We start from the raw sequence: 20,261 nt of genomic DNA on the forward strand, positions 1-20,261 counted from the left end.
GTCTGAACTTACAGCCCCAACAACTGCAACCGCTGACGCACCGCCGCTTCGATCCCCGCCTCGTCCAGCCCGCATTCGGCCAGCATCTGCGCCGGCTTGGCGTGTTCGACATAGATGTCTGGCAGGCCCAGGTGGAGCACGGACTTGAGGATGTTTTCCCGCGCCAGGAATTCGCTGACCGCAGTGCCGGCACCGCCCATGATGGCGTTTTCCTCGACCGTTACCAGCAGGTCATGGCTGCCGGCCATCTCGCGCACCAGGGCTTCGTCCAGGGGTTTGACGAAGCGCATATCCACCACGGTGGCGTCCAGAATCTCGGCGACTTTCAGGGCTTGGGCCAGTTGCACGCCGAACACCAGCAGGGCGGTTTGCTTGCCCTGGCGGCGGATCACGCCCTTGCCGATCTCGATCGGTTCGAGGTCGGTCGTGATCGTTGCGTTCGGGCCGGTGCCACGCGGGTAGCGTACTGCCGCCGGACCATTGAACAGGTGGCCGGTGGTGAGCATCTTGCGCAGCTCGTTTTCATCGCTCGGGGTCATCACCAGCATGCCGGGGATGCAGCGCAGGAACGACAGGTCGAAGCTGCCAGCGTGGGTCGGGCCGTCTTCGCCCACCAGACCGGCGCGGTCGATGGCGAACAGCACGTCGAGGTTCTGTACCGCGACGTCATGAATCAGTTGGTCGTAGGCCCGTTGCAGGAACGTCGAATAGATCGCCACCACCGGTTTTGCGCCTTCACAGGCCATGCCGGCGGCGAGGGTCACGGCGTGCTGCTCGGCAATCGCCACGTCGAAATAGCGCTGCGGGTAGCGTTCGCTGAAAGCCACGAGGTCCGAGCCTTCCTTCATCGCCGGGGTGATACCCACCAGGCGCGGGTCGGCGGCGGCCATGTCGCACAACCATTGGCCGAACACGCCGGAATACTTCGGTCCGCCGGCCTTTTTCGGCGCGGCCGCCGGAGCGTCCAGGGGTTCGAGCTTGGTGATGGCGTGGTAGCCGATCGGGTCGACTTCCGCCGGGGCGAAGCCTTTGCCCTTCTTGGTGACCACGTGTAGGAACTGGGGGCCCTTGAGGTCGCGCATGTTGCGCAGGGTGGCGATCAGGGTGGGCAGGTCGTGGCCGTCGATGGGGCCGATGTAGTTCCAGCCCAGCTCTTCGAACAGCGTGCCGGGGACCAGCATGCCCTTGGCGTATTCTTCGGTGCGGCGGGCGATTTCCCAGGCGCCGGGCAGGCGCGACAGCACTTTCTTGCTGCCTTCGCGCATGCTGGCGTAGGTACGGCTGGAGAGGATCTTTGCCAGATAGTTGGACAACCCGCCGACATTGCGCGAGATCGACATGTCGTTGTCGTTGAGGATCACCAGCATGTTGGCGTTGACTTCCGGCGCGTGGTTCAGCGCCTCGAAGGCCATGCCCGCGGTCAATGCGCCGTCGCCGATCACGGCAATGGCCTTGCGCTCGCTGTTTTGCAGGCGAGCGGCAATCGCCATGCCCAGGGCGGCGCTGATGGAGGTGCTGGAGTGGCCGACGCCAAAGGTGTCGTATTCGCTCTCGGAGCGGCGCGGGAAGGCGGCGATACCGTCCTTCTGGCGCAGCGTGCCCATGCGCTCGCGACGACCGGTGAGGATCTTGTGCGGGTAGGCCTGGTGCCCGACGTCCCACACCAGCCGGTCGTCCGGAGTGTCGAACACGTAATGCAACGCGATCGTCAGCTCGATGACGCCCAGGCCTGCACCGAAGTGCCCACCGGTCTGGCCGACCGTGTAGAGCAGTTCCAGGCGCAACTCATCGGCCAGGGTTTCCAGCTCGGCTTCACCCAGGCGACGCAGGCCGTCCGGCGTGTTGGCGCGGTCCAGCAGGGGCGTGGTCGGGCGCTTGCGGGGAATCTCTTGAAACGTCGTGGGCATCAGGCGAATCGTTATAGGTATAGAAAGAGGCGGCAGTTTACCTTATGGATCGCAAGCTGCCCACGCGTTGGCCGGAACTTGGCCGATACGCACTTATGAATGGGTTGACCTTGTATCAGCTGCGTCGTTCGACGATATAACGCGCCAAGTCGCGCAACGGCTCGGCCGCCGCGTCAAAGGGTCGCAGCGCGGCCAGGGCTTGGTCGCGCAACTCCAGGGCGTAGGCCTTGGCGGCGTCGAGGCCGAGCAGGGCCGGGTAGGTCGGCTTGTCCCGCGCGATGTCGGCGCCCTGGCGTTTGCCCAGGGTCTGGGTATCGCTTTCGACGTCGAGGATGTCGTCCTGCACCTGAAACGCCAGGCCGATGGCTCGGGCGTAGGTCTGCAAGGCTTGCAACTGGGCGGGCGTGGCCCGGCCGCTGGCCAGGGCGCCGAGCTGGACGCTGGCTTCGATCAAGGCGCCGGTCTTGTGCCGGTGCATGTATTCCAAGGCGTCTTGGTCCAGCTTCAGGCCCACTGAACCCAAGTCGATGGCCTGGCCGCCGACCATTCCGGCGGGGCCTGCCGCCAGCGCCAGGGCACGGGCCATGTCCAGGCGAACCTGCGCCGGGCAATCGCTCAGGGTCGGATCCAGCAGGGCGCTGAAGGCCAGGCTCTGCAGGCCGTCGCCGGCCAGGATCGCGCAGGCTTCGTCGAATTGCTTGTGGGTGGTGGGCTGGCCGCGCCGCAGGTCGTCGTCGTCCATGGCCGGCAAGTCGTCGTGCACCAGCGAATACGCGTGGATCAACTCCACCGCACAGGCAGCGCCGTTGGCCTGCTCGGCCTGGCCGCCCAAGGCTTCGCACGCCGCGTAGGCCAACAGTGGCCGCACACGCTTGCCGCCGTTCATCACGCTGTAGCGCATGGCTTCGTACAGGCGCGCCAGTTCCGGGCTCGGGGCGCTGAACAAGGTATCCAGAGCAGCATTGACCCGGGCCTGGCTGCTGGCCTGATAAGCGCCGATCATTCAGGCTGTTCCGCGTCGAAAGGCTCTTCGGTCAGCTCACCGTCACGTTCGAGCAGCAATTGCACCTTCTGCTCGGCCTGGGCCAGCGCCGCCTGGCAGTCGCGAGTCAAGCCGATACCCTGCTCGAAGGCGGTCAGCGAGTCTTCCAGCGACAATTCGCCGTTCTCCAGGCGCTCGACCAGCGTTTGCAGGTCGGCCAGAGATTGTTCGAAATCCAGTGCAGCTTTTTTGCGGGCCATGGCGGCTATTCCGGTTGACTGTTAAACCGGCGCGACACTAGCAGACATGGGGTGTTCGGGCAAATCAGGGCGGGGTAGATCGAAGCGCAACGGGTGAGCTGATACAGGCGGCGCTCGATCGGCTTTCGTGACGAGGGAGCTTGCTCCCGCTGGGCTGTGTAGGAGCTGTGTAGGAGCAGTGTAGGAGCTGTGTAGGAGCTGTGTAGGAGCTGTCGAGTGCAACGAGGCTGCGATCTTTCCAAAGACACTTGAATCTCAAGCGAAAGATCAAAAGATCAAAAGATCAAAAGATCAAAAGATCGCAGGCTTCGCCAGCTCCTACAGGGCGCAGTCGAACGGGAGCAAGCTCCCTCGCCACGGGGTTTCGTCAGAAGTGACGTCAGTTTCCGTATTCGGCTCATCTGGTGAGCCGAATAAACCCTCTATTCGGCTCACGCCCCCCTCAGTACGTGATTTCCCACACAGAATCGCGCGTTCCCTGATTGTTAATAATCCGCCGAATCGCTAACCTTCGCGCCATCTACGGCCCCCTTGCGACGGGGCCTTCAGACGAAACCCGAATAATGACAAACAGCGCCGAGGAAGGGCGCCGGGTTGCGTCATGCATGGCAGGAGGCATACGTGCGTTTTCTTTCTTTATTGATTGTGTTGCTCGGCGCGCCGTTGGCGTGGGCGCAGCCTTCTGCCGAGATGTCGGAGCCGGTGGGCGGCTGGCGCTACAGCGGTTTGCTCGATCGCACCGAAAACCCGCAAGTCGCCTATCCCACGCCGCCCATCGACCGGGGCGTGCAGCGCAACCGCACGATGATCGAGGGCCGGCTCAAGGCCATGGGCACGGCTCGCCAGCCCCACAGCCTGGCGGTCAACGGCAATCCACTGAATCTCTACACCGACGACGAGGGGCGTTTCGCCCGGCCATATGCGTTTGGCGCCGGCTCCAACAGCGTCGAGGTGCGCAGCTCCGAAGGCCAGTCCCTCAAGCGCGTGCAATTCTATGAAGCCAACCACCTGCGCACCCCGGCGCAGATCCGCGTGGTGCTGGGCTGGGACGACCCCAAGGCCGAGCTCGACCTGCATATCGTCACGCCCGACGGCCAACATGCGTTCTTCGGCCAGCCGGCGCTGAGCAACGGCGGTGGTCTCGACCCGGATGGCGTCGATGGCCCGGGCCCTGAAATGTTCACCATGACCGCGCCGATGCACGGTACCTACCTGGTCTACGTGAACTATTGGGGCAACTACGGCAGCGGCGGCTACAACTTCGATGAGACCAGCAACCAGAACGAGGTGATCACCTCGCAGATCAACCTGGTGCTCAACGAAAACACCGTCGATGAAAAACGCGAGACATTTGTCGTGCCCCTGCGCGCCATTGGCGATCTGTTGCTGGTCAAGACTTTCAACTACTAACGCTCCACGGATGAACAGGCCCTTGTGAATATGAGCGACAACACTGCTTCCCCGACCACGCCGACACCTGTCGCCAAACCTGTGCGCCGCTGGCCGGCGATACTGATCGGGCTGTGCCTGGTAGCCGGTGTGGCCGCCGGGTTGGGCTGGTTCATGAACAAGCCCAAGGCGCCACCCATGGAGCTGGCGTTGGAAAAACTCGGCTTGAGCCGTCCCGACGGCTTGCTCGAGGCCCATTCCCTGAGCCAGTTGCCCAAGGACCTGTTGGCGGTGCCGTTCCTCAAGGCCACGCTCACCGAGGACTTCGTCTTCTATTACGAGGCCCATGCCGACCGTCTCGGGTTGATCGGCAGCCTGCGCCGGATCATCTACGAGCATGACCTCAAGCTGCAGGACAGCTTGATCGAAGCACTTTTCGACCAGCCGGTCGATGTCGCGCTGTGGCGCGGTGCCGATGGCCGTCTCAAGGATTTCCTGTTGGTGATGGATCGCGGCGGCCTGGCCAAGGTCTTGGAGCCGTTGGCGAAAGTCGCCATGGACGACACCCAGTTGAGCAAGTTGGGTGACCTGAAGGTGGGCGGCGACGAAGTCGCGCTATATCAGCTCAGCTATAACGCCAGCAAATCCCTGGTCTTCGCCTCCCACGGCGACAAGCTGGTCGTGCTGTCCAACCCGACCAAGCTCTACGACAAAGGCAATGGCCCTACCGATGAAGCCGGCATGGTCTCGACCCAGGCTCTCGAAGCGCTGCTGGCCGGTGAAAAACTGTTCCCCGAAGCCTTTGGCCTGCCGCCCAAGGCGCCGGAGGTCAAGCAACGTATCTCGGTCAACGCCAGCGTGCTCGCCATGGGTTACCAGCGTTTCATCCCCAACTTCGCTGGCGTGCGTTTCGACATGGACGACAAGGGCTGGCACAGCTTCCTGGCGATGGACGAGCTGGAAAACCAGCCGGACTTGGACTTCAAGCCGATCTGGCAAGCCATGCCCATGGGCGCCAGTGCCTGCGTCGCCTTGCCCCTGGCCGCCGAGCAGCACAAACCCTTGCTGGTAAAACTTGGTGCCGACGAAAAAGCCGCCCAGGCCATGGTCGACCATGTGGCCGGCGCCGCAGGCCTGTGCTGGTACGCCGATTCGCGCCTGTACACGCCGCTGCTGGTGGCGAGCCTGAGTGAAGACGACGGCAAGCTCGACGCCGATTTGGGCAACCTGTTCGGTTCGATGGTGGGCGCCTATGAAAACAACGTCGCCGACCATGCATTCCCGGTTGTCGAGAAACAAGCAGGCTCGACGCACCAGTGGCAGCGTCAGGTCAGCTCCAGTTTCGGCCCTTACCTGGCCAAGGAAGCTGAGCAGCCCGATGCGATTACCGGCAAGGCGTTCCTGCGGGTCAGCCTGGCACGCCACGGTTCGACCTTGCTGTTCTCCCTCGATGACAAGTTGGTGGACAAGGCCCTCGGCACCCTCGATAAACGTTTCCCACCCATGGCCGACGTGGTGCCCAAGGACCTGCTGATGCCGGTCTACTTCGGCCCGGACTCCATGGCGCAACTGATGCAGCGTGAAACCCTCGACAGCTTGCCCCAGGACATGGAACCGGTGTTCTACAACGCCGCGCAAACCTACCTGATCCCGAAACTGCGCACCCTTGGCGGCTACGGCAAGTACGCCCTGACCTTGCCCGAAGGCAGCGAACCGGATGGCCATTGGCAGTGGTTGCCGCTGGAATGGAAAGCGCTGTGACAGTACGGGTTCGCAACACCGCGCTGGCGCTGCTGCTGGCCTTGCTGCTCGGCGGGCCCGCGCTTGCCGTCGAAGCGCCGGCGCTGGACGTGCAGCAATCCCAGGTCTTTCGCGCCTGGTTCGTGCGCATTGCCCAGGAGCAACTGACCAAAGGCCCGAGCCCGCGCTGGTATCAGCAGGACTGCGCCGGGCTGGTGCGCTTTGCCGCCAACGAAGCGCTGAAGGTCCACGATGAAAAATGGCTACGCAGCAATGGCCTGTCCAATCGCTACCTGCCGCCGGAACTGCCGCTCAGCCAAGCGCAACGGCGCCTCGCCCAGCAATGGCAGCAGGGCGGCGGCAAGGTCGGGCCCTATGTCAACGCGATCAAGCTGATCCAGTTCAACAGTCACCTGGTGGGCCGCGATGTGGCCCAGGCCCGTCCCGGCGACCTGATGTTCTTCGACCAGGGCGATGACCAGCACCTGATGATCTGGATGGGCCGCTACATCGCCTATCACACCGGCACCACAACCCCTACCGACAACGGCATGCGTTCCGCAAGCCTGCAACAACTCATGAACTGGAAGGACACCCGATGGATACCCGACGCAGCCAACCCCAACTTCATCGGCGTCTATCGACTCAACTTTCTCTCCCAATGACCGGTGCCCGCATGCTGCGCTTGTGTTCAAAATTGCCCCTGCTGTTTGCCTTGTTGCTGGCACCTGTCGTGAACGCCGAAGACACGGTGGAGCCCAGCGGCTACACGCCGGTGTCCGGTGAAAGCTTCTTCCTGCTGGCCGACAGCAGCTTTGCCAGCGACGAGCAGGCCATGGTCCGCCTCGAAGCGCCCGGCCGCGATTACCGTCGGTTCCGCATGGAGCCCTACGGCGGCGCCGATATCCGTGTCTATCGCATCGACAAGCCGCTGGATTTCCTCAAGCGCCAGAAGAACCTGCATCGCGTGGTCAGCGACGGCCAGTTCAAGGGAGAAGGCCTGTCGAACACCCTCGCGTACCTGTGGGACAACTGGTACCGCAAGTCTCGTCGAGTGATGCAGCGGGCGTTCTCCTACGAGTCCCGCCAGCAAGTCACCGAAGCAGTGCCGGAACTGAAGATTGGCAACGCCCTGGTCGCGCCGACACCGTACGACGCTCCAGCGCAATTCGCCTTGATCCCCGGCTTGCCGGTGGTCAGTCAGTTCCGCTATCCGCTGTGGCAGGCCAAGCCGATCCAGCCGCCCGCGGGCGTCAACCTGGCCGGTTCGTCCAGTCAGTTCGTCAGCGTCGCCCCAGGCAACGTCTATGTCCCTCTGGGCCAGTTGAAGCCCGGCCTGTACCTGGTGGAAGCGTTGATCGGCAAATACCGCGCAACCACCATGGTCTTCGTCTCCAACACCGTGGCGGTGAGCAAGATTGCCGGCGATGAATTGCTGGTCTGGGCCGCCCGCAAGCATGAAGGGCGTTCGGTGCCCAAGGTCAACGTGCTGTGGACCGACGGTTTGGGCGTGATGAGCAGCGGTGCCACCGATGAAGACGGCCTGCTGCGCCTCAAGCACGTCAGCCCGGAGCGTTCGTTCGTCATCGGTGAAGACGAGGAGGGCGGGGTATTCGTCTCGGAAAACTTCTACTACGACAGCGAAATCTACGACACCAAGCTCTATGCCTTCACCGACCGGCCGCTGTATCGGCCGGGGGATTGGGTGTCGCTGAAAATCGTCGGTCGTGAGTTCAAGAATGCCCGTGAGTCGGTGCAACCGACCGCCGCCGACGTCAGTGTCAGCGTGCTGGACGCCACCGGCACCGCGCTGCAGACCCTGGCCCTGAAGCTGGACTCCAAGGCCGGTACCCAAGGCCGTTTCCAACTGCCGGAAAACGCCGTGGCCGGCGGCTATGAACTGCGCTTGCGCTACAAGGACCAGCTCTACAGCAGCGCCTTTCGCGTGGCCGAATACATCAAGCCGCACTTCGAGATCGCCCTGAACCTGGCCAAGCAGGACTACCGCACCGGCGAGCCGGTCAAGGGCAGCCTCGTGCTGCTGTACCCGGACGGCAAACCGGTGGCCAACGCCAAGGTCAGCCTGAGCCTGCGCGCCCAGCAACTGTCGATGGTCGATAACGAACTGCAATACCTGGGGCAATTCCCGGTCGAGCTGACCAGCAGCGAAGTGACCACCGATGCCAAGGGCAATGCGACCCTCGACCTGCCGGCCGCCGACAAGCCGAGCCGCTACACGCTCACCGTGTTCGCCAGCGATGGCGCGGCGTATCGGGTCAAGACCACCAAGGAAATCCTCATCGACCGTGGCGCGGCGAATTTCCGCCTGAGCGCTCCCCAGCGTTTCAGCGCCGTCGGCCAGAAGGTGTCGTTCAGCTATGCCAACGAAGGCGGCAACGAACAAGCCAAAGCCGTGACGCCAGGCAGCTACGCCTGGGTGCGCCTGGAAGACCAGAGCACCGGCGAAGGCAAGCTGGCGGCCAAGGACAAGGGCTTCAGCCTGACCTTCGAGCGCCCGGGCACTTACAACCTGACGCTCAAGGACGACCACGGCCGAGTCATCGGCGCTGCCGCCCATGCAGTGACCGGTGAAGGCATCAAGGCCGTGCCGGGCACTGTCGAGATCGTCTTCGACAAGCCCGAATACAAGACCGGTGACGAAGCACTGGCGCTGATCACCTTCCCGGAACCGGTCAGCGATGCGCTGCTGTCGCTTGAGCGGGACAAGGTCGAGGCCACGGCGCTGCTGTCCAAGGGCGGCGACTGGCTGAAGATGGAAAAACTCAGCGACACGCAATACCGCGCGCGCATTGTCGTGAAGGATAACTTCGCGCCAAACCTGACCTTCTCGGTGCTGTACACCAAGGGCGGCCAGTACAGCTTCCAGAACGCCGGTATCAAGGTGGTCACGCCGCAGATCGACGTTGCCGTCGTCACCGACAAAGCCACCTACCGCCCGGGCGACACGGTGACCGTGGACCTGAGCACCCAGTTCGCCGGCAAGGCAATCCCGGCGCACCTGAGCGTCAGTGTGGTGGATGAGATGATCTACGCCCTGCAACCGGAAGTGGCGCCGACCATCGACCAGTTCTTCTATCACCCGCGTCGCAACAACGTGCGCACCAGTGCCAGCCTGTCGTTCATCAGCTACGACGTGGCGCTGCCAGGCAGCCCCGGCGCGCCGGGCAAGGCCAACCGCAGCGAACGCGGGGTCAAGGTGCTGGAACGGCCGCGTCGTGAAGACGTCGACACCGCTGCCTGGCAACCGGAGCTGGTCACCGACGCCAACGGCAAGGCCCGTTTCACCTTCAAGATGCCGGATTCCCTGACTCGCTGGCGCATCACGGCCAAGGCGATTGCGGACGATGGCCAGGTGGGGCAGAAAAAGCAGTTCATCGCCTCGCAAAAGCCGCTGTACCTGAAGTGGAGCGGGCCGACCCGTTTCCGCATGGGCGACAAGCCGCAACTGGGCCTGTTCGCGTTCAGCCAATCGGAAAAACCACTGAAGGCCGAGCTGCTGATCCGTTACGCCGGTGCTGAACAGCGCGTGGTGGCGGACCTGAAAAACGGCATCAACTACGTGCCGCTGCCGACCATGGACCTGAGCAGCGGTGACTTGAACGTCCAGTTGCAGGTCAATGGCGAAACCCAGGACGCCCTGGCCATGCGCTTGAACGCCAGCGGCAACGGCTGGCAAGTCACCCAGAGCCAGCGCCTTGATGTGACAAGCGGCGACACTCCGCTGACCCTGCCGGCCGACGCCAGCGATATTCGCCTGCGCCTGGATGACAGCCCGCAAGCGTTGTTCCGTTCCGCCCTGGATGACCTGTTGAGCTACCCGTACGGCGGCGTCGAGCAGACCGCCAGCCGTCTGTTGCCGTTGAGCATTGCCTATCCGACCCTGGCGTCGAACCCGCAGATTCGCGACCGCTTGCGGCTGATCATGCAAAACAGCCGCTTGCGCCTGGTGCAGATGGCCGGACCGTCGGCGAGCTTCACCTGGTGGGGTCAGGACGGTGAGCCGGATGCCTTCCTCACCGCCTATGCCTATTACGCCGACTGGCACGCCAGCAAGGCCCTGGACCTGAGCCTGCCGCCGGAGCACTGGCAGCGGGTGCTGGAGGTCTACGCCAAGCAGGCCGGTGATACGCCGCTGCTGCAGCGTGCGCTGATCCTGTCGTTCGCCAAGCAGATGCAACTGCCGGTGAACACCTTGCTCAGCGGCCTGATGGACGACCTGTCCAAGGCCAGTGAGGACACTGCCGAGAGCGTGCTGGACAGCGGCGAAGACAGCCTGGTCATGTACGCGCCGGACTCTGCCCTTGGCCTGGCCAGCGCCCGTGTCCTGACCGCGTCCCTGGCGAAACAGGCCAAGGTGCCGCTGCCGGCGGCCTTCAGTCGTCAAGCCGATGCGGCGCAACAGCAACTGGAGCTCAGCTCCCAGCCGTTTGTCGAGGCCTTGGTGTTGTCGTTGCAGAGCTTCGATCAGGCCCGCGCCAGCGCCTTGCTCGAGCGCGTGCTGCCGCAGCAGTCCACCCTGGAACGGGCCCTGGCCCTGACCTGGTTGCAGGGCAGCATCGAGCAGGCGGCGCCGGCCGTGGCCTTGGCGCCGGGCGAAGGCTGGGCAGCCAGGCAGGGCGCGACCGGTGAAACCTACTGGCAGTGGCAGGGCGCGCAGCTTCCAACGATGCTGACCCTGACCGGCGCCCAGGAGCGTCCTTTGCAAGCGGCACTGAGCTTCCAGAGCCAGCAACCGCCGGTAGCACCGATGGCCGTGTCCATCACCCGTCGCCTGTCGCGCCTGGTGCCGGGCGACGAGGCCTTCACCTTCAAGCTCGAAGCGGTGGGCAACAAACCGTTGTCCAGCGACAGCCTTTACCTGGACGAAGTGATCATCAACAGCAAGGCCCCGACGCCGCTGCGCTACGGCATGCTCGAAGTGCCGCTGCCGCCGGGCGCCGATGTGGAGCGCACCACCTGGGGCATCCAGTTGCTGGGCAAGGCCGGCAGCGAGCCGACGTCGTTGGAAAAAGCGCGCTTCGAGCCGGGCCAGATGGCCTACGCAGTACCGGTGGACGCCCTCAGTGGCGAGCTGCGCCTGCGGCACTTGGTGCGCTTCTCACAGAAAGGCCAGTTCACCTTGCCGCCAGTGCGCTTCACCCAGGTCTACGCGCCGCAACATCAGGCGCGGGAACAGAAACCGGCGCTCGGTCAGGTCACGGTCAACTGATATGCGTTGGCCGTTGGTTGGGTGGCTGTTGTGCTTGATTCCTGCGCTGGCAACAGCGCAGGACGAGCCGTTGCGCCTGGCCTTCGACGGTCAATTGCTGCAAGTGAGCCAGACCCAGGTGCTGGATCGCCAACCATTGCCTGACGCTTTGCAGGCGCCACTGGGCAGCCTGTGGAAGCTGTTTGTATACGCCTGGCTAGTGGACACCGACGCTCGCGAGCCGGTCTATGAGTGCCGCGGCGAGTCCAAGGAAGAAGTCTATTGCTGCAACGCCGGGCGCAGCATCGGTCGAGACCAGGCGCTGGTGAAGTCCTGCGGCCTGTATTTCGAGCCGCAGCGGCTCGGGCTCTCGGCCTCGACCTGGCGCGATTACTGGCAGGCCCGTCAGGCGCCGGCCTGGTTGTTGGACCTATCGACCTTGCAACCCCAGACGCAAGTGCCCGTCGCGCAGTTGCTCAAAGCCCTGGTCACGTTGCCGGCCCAGGACCAGGCTCGTAGGGTGTTGCTGGATGTAGTGCTCAATGCGGCGGATGGGCGATTGGTCGGCGAGTTGGGCAGTCGCCTGCGGGTCAAGACCTGGAGCTGGCTGGGTGACCAGGGGCCTTCATCGCGACAGGGCGGTTTCGCCGGTTGGCTGGCCGATGGCACCCCGGTATGGGCCGGTGGCCGTGGCACCAGCCAGCAGGTCTTGAAGGTCTACGGCCAAGGGTTGGCTGCAGCATTACCGTCACGCTGGCCGGCGGAAACCGGGCGTTGCGTGGAAGTCGGCCTGTTCGCCCGTTATCCCTGGCAACGGGTAATGGCGGGCGACCGGCCGGCTACCCCAGGCCAGTTGCGCGGCGACTATCGCGTCGAGTTCACCAACGGTAACCAGCTGGATATCCACAGCGACGGCGAGCTGTTCCTCATGCCTGGCAAGCTGGTGGCGCGCCTGGACCGGGAAGAGTACGTCGCCCGGGTCTTGCAACGCGAAGCCAAGGCCGAGCCCGTTGAAGCCGCCAAGGCCTTGGCCGTGGCGGCCCGCACCTACCTGCTGCAAAACGCCCAGCGCAATGGTGATTGCCTGAGCATCGACGACAGCAGCCATCGCCAGCGTGTCGCGCCACGCCCGGCGGTGCCCGAAACCCGCGCCATCGCCGCCTGGACCAGCGACCTGGTCCTGGCCGGCACCGATGTCACCTATCACTCCGACCAGCCCGGCCCGGACAAACTGTCCTGGGCACAAGCGGTGGAGCAAGCCAACGCCGGTCAACGCTACGACGCCATCCTGCTGCATGCCTACCCGCGTGCCAGCCTCAGCCGCTGGGACAACCCGGTGGCATCCTGCGAAGCGCTGCCGGCCGCCCAGGACTGGCTGCTGAAGCAGCGCCGGGGCTGGCGTGAGCGGCTGGAAAGTGAAGTGGGCTACAACGAAATCAGCGCTTTCGCCGTCTGCCGCGTCGCCTTTGGCCGGCCTTATGTCGACCGCGAGCGCCAGCGCATCTACGTGCGCGGCGTGCTGTCACTGCAGGATCGTCTCGACCTGACGCATGAATATCTGCACCTGGCCTTCGAAGCTCATCCCAACGGCCAGGACGAAACCTATATCGAAGGGCTCGCCCGTCACCTCTTGCTGGAATAGACCATGACACTCCGTTATCCACAGGTCTTGCTGTTGCTCTGCGCCTTGACCGCGTTGCCACCGGCGATGGCCGCTGACTCCATCAAGCTCGACACTCTCAAGCTCGATACACCGGTCGGCGGCTGGCGCAGCGGTGCGCCGGGCGGTGAGGGCGAACGTTTCAGCCAGACCGTCAACTACCCGGCCTCGTCGGTCAACACGCCTCCGGGCCAGGCCGACACCGCTCGCATCAGCGGCCAGATCAAAGGTGCGCCCAAGGACAGCAACGCGCCCGGCCAGTTGATCGTTAACGGCGTCAGCCTGCCGCTCAAGCTCGATGGGGAAGGCCGCTTCGATCGGCCGTTCTCGTTCCCCAACGGCAGCAACAGCGTTGAAGTGCGCAGCGCCGATGGGCAGCAGCGCCACCGCACGCAATTTCTCAACACCAGCGGCGGCGCCACACCGGCCAAGCTGCGGGTACTGTTGACCTGGGACAGCGACGGCACCGACCTGGACCTGCACCTCGTCACCCCGGACGGCGGCCACATCTGGTACGGCGACCGCGCCGTCGCCAACGGCGGCGCCCTCGACGTCGACGTCACCACCGGCTACGGCCCGGAAATCTTCGCCATGCCCGCGCCGATCAAAGGCCAGTACCTGGTGTATGTGAACTACTACGGCGGCGGTTATCGCTATCAGGAAGACAGCGAGGACGGTGGAGAACAAGCGCAACAAGCCCTGACCACCGCACAGGTCACCGTGATCACCGAAGAAGGTACCCCGAACGAGAAGATGGAAACCTTCGTCGTGCCGATGCGGGCGGTGGGCGAGCTTACGTTGGTCAAAAGCTTCAGCTATCCGTAGGCAATCCTTGTTCCCGCTGGACTTGTGTAGGAGCTGCCGAAGGCTGCGATCTTTTGATCTTTTGATCTTTCGCTTGAGATTCAAGTGTTGGGGGAAAGATCGCAGCCTCGTTGCGCTCGGCAGCTCCTACGGGTTCGGGCGTGTGTTCTGTGGGGGTATTTGTGACAAAAAAACTCACGCGTGAGCTATTGTGAGGTTTGAAAACTACCTGTAGTGTTTCTCACGCGTGAGTTTTTCACAGTGGGGTCAGTACCATGTCAACCAGCTCTCCATCAGATCCGCCTGACGGGTCTGTGACCGATTCAGCGAGCCGCACGGGAGAGCGCGCCAAACCCTCCGCGAAAAAACCGTCGAGCTTCTACATGAAGCAGATGCGCGCGGGCCTGAGTGCCGCCGGGTATGTGAAACACGAGACTTGGGTGCTTCCCGAAAACCGAAGCCTGCTCAAGCAAATGGAGAAAAAGCTACGCCAACCGATTCTGGCTGGCTCATTCATGTTGGAGGAATACATGAGCGCAGGTAACAACTGGAACATCGATCGCCTCTACAGCGCCCTTCAGGCCCTGGACGAAGTGGTCGCGAGCGACATCACCCTTTCCCTCGTTCAAGGCTCCGAGTCCAGCATCAAGCTGGAAATGAACGACTTCGGTGGCTTGCCGATCTACATCGCGGTGGTCGGTGACCAGATCATTGTCGATACCGTCCTGGTGGACGTCGAGTCGATCAACGACGTGGCGGCCTTCAACGATGCCGTGTTGCGCAGCCGGGAAATGTTCCCGCTGTCGTCCATCGGCATCGAGACCATGCCCAACGGACAGGTCGTCTACAACATGTTCGGTGCGTTGAGCTCCGACTCCAGCCTGACCAACGTCGTCACCGAGGTCAAAACCCTCGTCGACAACGTCCAGCGCGCCAGCGAAGCCTTCGAACGCTTTTTCATTTAATTCGCCGAATAGGAACCATCCAATGACTCAGTCCATCTGGAGCAAGTTGTTCACCGCACTGCGTGGCGGTGCCAGCGAAGTCGGCGAATCGATCGTCGACCAACAGGCCCTGCGCATCCTTGACCAGGAAATCCGCGATGCCGACAGCGCGCTGGCCAACGCCAAGCGTGAACTGGTCACCATCATGGCCAAGCACAAGTTGGCGACTGATCGCGTCGGCGAGTACAAGGCCAAGATCAAGGACCTGGAAGCCAAGGCCCTGGCCGCGATCCAGGCCAACCGCGAAGACCTGGCGCTGGAAGTGGCCGAAGCCATTTCGACCCTGACCAACGAACTGGACGCCGAGCAAAAGCACGCGACCGAATTCGGTGGTTATGCGGACAACATGCGCAAAGACATCACCAAGGCCGAAAGCCGGATCAAAAGCCTGCGTCAGCAAGTGGACATGGCCAAGGCCCGTGAAAGCGTGCAGAAGGCCCAGGTCAGTGCCTCGATCGCCAGCGGCGGCGCCAATGGCAAGTTGGAAACCGCCGTCGGTACGCTCAACCGCCTGCAGGCCAAGCAACAGCAACGGGCCGCTGAATTGCAAGCCCAGGACGAACTGGCCGAGGCTTCGACCGGCTCCGACCTGGAGCGCAAGCTGCGCGATGCCGGCATCACGCCGAACGAAGGCAGCGCCAATGCGATCCTGGAACGCCTGAAGAAAAAATCGGCTGAGTAATCGGTTCGCGCACAGCAAACCTGTAGCGAGGGACTTGCTCGCTGGACTTTGTAGGAGCTGGCGAAGCCTGCGATCTTTTGATCTTTTGATCTTTTGATCTTTTGATCTTTTGATCTTTTGATCTTTTGATCTTTTGATCTTTTGATCTTTTGATCTTTCGCTTGAGATTCAAGTGTCTTTGGAAAGATCGCAGCCTCGTTGCACTCGACAGCTCCTACACAGCTCCTACACAGCTCCTATACAGCTCGCATATAGCTCGTATATAGCTCTTGCACGGGTCCTACACGGCTCTTACGCAGTTTCCTTGCCACGGTCGTGTCCGGCACTCGACGGATTTAATTGTGGTGGAGGTACTTTTATCCAAGCCGCGCAGCATGTTTAATGCTGTCCGGCCACTATGCTCGAGCCGTCAGACGTCAGTGCGATAACCTCGCCAGGAACAAAGCCCCACGGAGTCAGGGACGAAATGTCGATTTTTCTTTTGTTGCGTACGTTCGCTGCGTCCTTCTTTCATCGGTTCGGCTGGGCGGGCCTGGCCATTGCGGTGGGCGTGCACCTGGCCACGGCCTGGATCGGCCTGGTGCTGCTGGGCGAGCAACACCTCATCGCCGCCGCCACGTTTATCTACTTCTATCTCACCACCACGCTCACCGTCGGCTATGGCGATCTGTTGCCACAGACATCCGCCGGGCGAATTTTCGTGGCGACCTGGATCATGCTCGGGGGCATTGCCCTGTTGACGACGGTCATCGGCAAAACCACCAGCAGCGTCATCGATGTATGGAGAAAAGGCATGAAGGGCAAAGGCGATTTCACCGGCAACGTCGGCCACACGGTTCTTATCGGCTGGGAGGGCGCCTCCAGCGAGCGGGTCATCGAATTGCTGCTGCAGGACGAAACCTCCAATGACAACCTGATCGTCATCTGCGACTGCGATCTCGAAGAAAACCCCATGCCCGGCAAGACGTCGTTCATCAAGGGCGACAGCCTGTCCTCCGTCGCGCTGTTGCAGCGTGCCGGCGTGCCTGGCGCCGAACGCGTGCTGGTGAGAACCCATTCCGACGACCTGACCCTGGCCACCGTGCTGGCGGTCAATCAATTGGGGCCTGCCGGGCATGTGGTCGCGCATTTCAATGACAGCGAAATCGCCGCCCTCGCCAGCGCCTACGCCCCCAGTCTGGAATGCACCTCCAGCATGGCCATCGAAATGCTGGTGCGTGCCTCCCAGGACCCGGGTTCGTCCGTGGTCATCAATGAATTGCTCTGCGTCGGCCAGGGTGCCACCCAGTACCTGATGAAGCTACCCGAGGCGTTTGAAGCGACGTTCGGCGAGCTTTATGCCCGGCTGAAAGAGCAGCACAACGCTACGCTGATCGGCTACCGCGCCCAGGGTGCTCGCCAGCCGTCGATCAATCCGCCCGGCGCCACCCGCGTCGTGGGTGGAGAACTCTTCTACATCGCCTCCGCGCGTCTCAAGGAAATTTCCCATGGGTTGGTTTAATCGGTTGATGGGGCTTGAGACCCCGAACGCGAACACGACAGCCGGCGATCTCTGGTCTGCCACCGGGCCCCTGGGCCTAGCCTCCGGCAAGCAAATCATGTTCGATGCCACGCTCAAGTTGTTGTTCGACGGCAACAGCACCGTGGTCGTCCCAGGCAATCAACAGATATGGGTCCTGGGCATCATCGACCTCTGGCAGTCGAACTGGCTGTTGCGCTATTACATGAACGACCAAGACTACTGGCTGCAAGTGCACACCAGAGGCGACGTCTACGGTCAGGTCGAGTCGGTGATCCTGTTCAATTACCTCAGCTTCGTCGGGATCGACACAGACGAGGAGTTGCGCCGCCTCGCCGGCCCCGAAAGCCTGATTGGCCTGCCGACGTACACCTACGACGGCGTCGAGTACACCCGCGAATGGGGCACCGAGGCTGGCCAGACAGAGCTGGTGGCGTTTAGCGAGAGCGTAGGCGGTTCAGACGAGTCCTATATTAGGGTACATCATTCGATGTTGTATTCCCGCGACATCGGCCTGACGGATCGCCGGGAATTCCTGCTGTTCTCCATCGAAGAGGATGCCGAAGGCTGCGTCGCCCTGAGCACTTCGCTGGGTATTTCGCTGTACACCACTGACCTGAACACTCTTTGAATAAGGAAGAAATCCATGCTTGAAGCGCTCTCCATTTCTCTGAACAAAGCCGCCGTGCTCGGCTTTGTCTTGTACATCCTCGGCGCCGCCGTGCTGTTCGCGCTGTTCCAGTTCATCTACACCCGCGTCACGCCGCACAAGGAATTCGAACTGATCCGCTCCGGCAACGTGGCCGCGGCCATTGCCCTGGGCGGCGCCGTCATCGGTTTCGCCATTCCGGCCAGCAACGTGATCGCCTACTCGATCAACATGCTGGACTTCGTCGTCTGGGCAGTGATCGCCGCTGTCGTCCAGTTGCTGGCGTTCCTGGTCACCAGCCTGGTGCTCAAGGGGGCTTCGGCACGCATCAAGAACGGTGAAATCGCCGCGGGTATCTACATCGCCGCCGTGGCCATCAGCGTCGGCATGTTGAACGCCGCGTGCATGACGCCTTCCTCGAACTGATTGCGCCACGGAGAACCTGATGAAACGAAGCAAGTACGTCCAGCTTTCGCTGGCCGCGTCGGTCGCCCTGGCGATATCCGGCTGTGGGCCAACGGAAAAAACCTACAAGTTGCAGAAGAAGTACAACTTCCAGTCCGTCCAGCAATGTGTCGATGAAAAGCTGCCGGTGGATATTTGCGCCGACGCCTACATGACCGCCATGGCCGAGCATCGCCGCATCGCGCCGACCTACGTCAGCCAGGCCGATTGCGATGCCGACTTCGTCCCCGACTGGTGCCAGCAGGACTCATCCGGCCAGTTCATTCCCAAGCTGGGTGGTTTCGAACTGAGCGCCGATGGCGAAGTCACGCAATCCCAGGTCGACGCCGCCCGGGCCCAATTGCCGGCTTCGGAAGCGAACGTCGGTGGTTCAGGCTTCGGCAACCTGCTGACCGGCATGCTGATCGGCAACATGTTGAGCGGCAACCGCAACAGCTATTACTCCGAGCCGGTCTACCGTTACCGCGATGATCGCGGCAACTTCGGGTCTTCGACGCTCAGCCAGCGGGTTTCCCGAGGCTCGACCTTCACCAAGTCCAACCAGGCGCGGTACGGCAGCTATACCGACTCGATCAAGACCAGCAAGCCGATGTCCGTCGCATCCTCCACGTCTCGCGGTGGCTTCGGCAGCAAGTCCAGCGCCCGCAGCGGTTGGGGCGGTTCGAGCAGCTTTGGCGGCTGAGGAACGAGGGCCATGAAGAAGATCCATTGCGCAGAACGTCATGATTGGAAACAGACCGCCGAGCAGCTCGGCTTTTTGTTCCACACCATCGACGACGCACCCTATTGGGACGAAAGCGCGTACTACCAGTTCACCCTCAAGCAGATCGAGGACGACCTGGAAGACCCGACCACCGAGATCCATGAAATGTGCATGGACCTCGTGGCCCGCGTGGTCCAGAGCGAAGAGTTGCTGGAACGCCTGAGCATTCCCGCGCCGTTCTTCGACCTGGTGCGCACTTCATGGCTCGAAGGCCACCCGCACCTGTATGGGCGCATGGATTTCTCCTACAACGGCAGCGGCCCCGCCAAGCTGTTGGAGCTCAACTACGACACGCCGACCAGCCTCTACGAGGCGGCGGCGTTCCAGTGGGGCTGGCTGGAGCAATGCATCGAACGTGGTTTGTTGCCGGCTCATGCCGACCAGTTCAACAGCATCGACACCAAGCTGCACCAGGCCTTTGCCCAGTTGCAGCTCAAGGAGCCGTTTTATTTCGCCTCGATGAAAGGCTCGGTGGAAGACAAGGGCACCACGGACTACTTGCGCCTGATCGCGGAAAAAGTCGGCATTGAATCGCGACACATCGATGTCGAAGACATCGGCCTCAACAGTGACGGGCGTTTTGTCGACCTGCAAGAGCGCTGGATTCCCCACCTGTTCAAGCTGCATGCCTGGGAGTTCATCTTCCACGAGCCGTTTGGCGCCGCGATTGCCCAATGCGATACGCAGTTTTTCGAGCCGGCCTGGAAGTCGATCATCTCCAACAAAGGCATCCTGCCGCTGCTGTGGGAATTCAACAAAGGCCACCCGAACCTGCTCGCGGCCCACCTGGATACCGACACGAGCAAAGCGGTGCCCAAGGGCTGGGTGCGCAAGCCGTTCTTTTCCCGGGAAGGTGCCAACATCGAGCTGCAAACCGCTGATGGCCTGATCGTGAAGGAAGACGGCCCGTACACCGACGCGCCGTTCATCCTCCAGGAATTCGCGCCGTTACCGAAGTTCGACGACAGCTACACGCTGATCGGCTCCTGGGTCATCGGCGACCAGGCCGCCGGCATCGGCGTGCGGGAAGACAACAGCCTGATCACCAAGGATTCCAGCCGGTTTCTGCCGCACCTGATCCTCGATTAATACCGTGGCGAGGGAGCTTGCTCCCGCTGGGCTGGACTGTAGGAGCTGCCGAAGGCTCGGGCCGCGTTCGGACGATCTTTTGATCTTTCGCTCGAGACTCAAGTGTCTGGGGAAAGATCGCAGCCTCGTTGCACTCGAC

Annotated in this window: 16 protein-coding genes; 13 read left to right on the top strand and 3 right to left on the bottom strand. The window is 62.5% G+C overall.

Annotated features, from left to right (window positions below; genetic code table 11):
• Positions 1-8: 8 nt before the first annotated feature.
• From dxs to AC09SL_RS27120, 3 genes are all read right to left on the bottom strand, one after another.
• Positions 9-1,907 (bottom strand): 1-deoxy-D-xylulose-5-phosphate synthase, encoded by a 1,899-nt coding sequence (gene dxs, locus AC09SL_RS27110; protein WP_058546820.1) that lies wholly within the window; start codon positions 1,905-1,907, stop codon positions 9-11.
• 115 nt (positions 1,908-2,022) lie between these two features.
• Positions 2,023-2,910, bottom strand: coding sequence for a polyprenyl synthetase family protein (locus tag AC09SL_RS27115; protein WP_058546821.1), 888 nt, complete (start codon positions 2,908-2,910; stop codon positions 2,023-2,025).
• Positions 2,907-3,149 carry an exodeoxyribonuclease VII small subunit gene (locus tag AC09SL_RS27120; protein WP_003185917.1) on the bottom strand — a complete coding sequence of 81 codons (243 nt, stop codon included), beginning with the start codon at positions 3,147-3,149 and terminating at the stop codon, positions 2,907-2,909. Before AC09SL_RS27120 ends, AC09SL_RS27115 begins: the two co-directional genes overlap by 4 nt.
• Positions 3,150-3,770: 621 nt before the next feature.
• On the opposite strand from AC09SL_RS27120, the gene AC09SL_RS27125 reads away from it, so the two are divergent.
• From AC09SL_RS27125 to AC09SL_RS27185, 13 genes are all read left to right on the top strand, one after another.
• Positions 3,771-4,559 (top strand): YfaP family protein, encoded by a 789-nt coding sequence (locus AC09SL_RS27125; protein WP_058544916.1) that lies wholly within the window; start codon positions 3,771-3,773, stop codon positions 4,557-4,559.
• Positions 4,560-4,589: 30 nt separating this feature from the next.
• Positions 4,590-6,299 carry a DUF2138 domain-containing protein gene (locus AC09SL_RS27130; RefSeq protein WP_058544915.1) on the top strand — a complete coding sequence of 570 codons (1,710 nt, stop codon included), beginning with the start codon at positions 4,590-4,592 and terminating at the stop codon, positions 6,297-6,299.
• The gene (locus AC09SL_RS27135; protein ID WP_058544914.1) at positions 6,284-6,943 is read left to right on the top strand and encodes a DUF1175 domain-containing protein; all 660 of its coding nucleotides are present in this window, start codon (positions 6,284-6,286) and stop codon (positions 6,941-6,943) included. The genes AC09SL_RS27130 and AC09SL_RS27135 overlap by 16 nt, the downstream gene beginning before the upstream one ends.
• Positions 6,940-11,508 (top strand): alpha-2-macroglobulin family protein, encoded by a 4,569-nt coding sequence (locus tag AC09SL_RS27140; RefSeq protein WP_081264535.1) that lies wholly within the window; start codon positions 6,940-6,942, stop codon positions 11,506-11,508. Before AC09SL_RS27135 ends, AC09SL_RS27140 begins: the two co-directional genes overlap by 4 nt.
• Before the next feature lies 1 nt (position 11,509).
• Complete coding sequence (locus AC09SL_RS27145; protein ID WP_058544912.1) at positions 11,510-13,129, top strand: DUF2300 domain-containing protein; 1,620 nt, start codon at positions 11,510-11,512, stop codon at positions 13,127-13,129.
• 3 nt (positions 13,130-13,132) lie between these two features.
• Positions 13,133-13,972 (top strand): YfaP family protein, encoded by an 840-nt coding sequence (locus tag AC09SL_RS27150; RefSeq protein WP_058544911.1) that lies wholly within the window; start codon positions 13,133-13,135, stop codon positions 13,970-13,972.
• A 362-nt stretch (positions 13,973-14,334) separates the two neighbouring features.
• Positions 14,335-14,916: a YjfI family protein gene (locus tag AC09SL_RS27155; protein ID WP_116641237.1), complete on the top strand. Its 582-nt coding sequence runs from the start codon at positions 14,335-14,337 to the stop codon at positions 14,914-14,916.
• 22 nt (positions 14,917-14,938) lie between these two features.
• Positions 14,939-15,637, top strand: coding sequence for a PspA/IM30 family protein (locus tag AC09SL_RS27160; RefSeq protein ID WP_058544909.1), 699 nt, complete (start codon positions 14,939-14,941; stop codon positions 15,635-15,637).
• A 466-nt stretch (positions 15,638-16,103) separates the two neighbouring features.
• On the top strand, positions 16,104-17,138 hold the full coding sequence (locus tag AC09SL_RS27165) for an ion channel (RefSeq protein WP_058544908.1): 1,035 nt from the start codon (positions 16,104-16,106) through the stop codon (positions 17,136-17,138).
• Positions 17,125-17,787, top strand: a complete 663-nt coding sequence (locus AC09SL_RS27170; RefSeq protein WP_058544907.1) for a DUF2491 family protein — start codon at positions 17,125-17,127, stop codon at positions 17,785-17,787. Before AC09SL_RS27165 ends, AC09SL_RS27170 begins: the two co-directional genes overlap by 14 nt.
• 15 nt (positions 17,788-17,802) lie before the next feature.
• Positions 17,803-18,231 carry a DUF350 domain-containing protein gene (locus AC09SL_RS27175; protein WP_024778384.1) on the top strand — a complete coding sequence of 143 codons (429 nt, stop codon included), beginning with the start codon at positions 17,803-17,805 and terminating at the stop codon, positions 18,229-18,231.
• Between the two features lie 19 nt (positions 18,232-18,250).
• On the top strand, positions 18,251-18,952 hold the full coding sequence (locus AC09SL_RS27180) for a DUF1190 domain-containing protein (protein ID WP_024778385.1): 702 nt from the start codon (positions 18,251-18,253) through the stop codon (positions 18,950-18,952).
• 12 nt (positions 18,953-18,964) lie between these two features.
• A complete protein-coding gene (locus tag AC09SL_RS27185) occupies positions 18,965-20,122 on the top strand; it encodes a glutathionylspermidine synthase family protein (RefSeq protein ID WP_058544906.1) in 1,158 nt (385 codons plus the stop codon).
• Positions 20,123-20,261: the final 139 nt, after the last annotated feature.

The sequence above is a fragment of the Pseudomonas sp. PF05 genome (assembly GCF_056521845.1).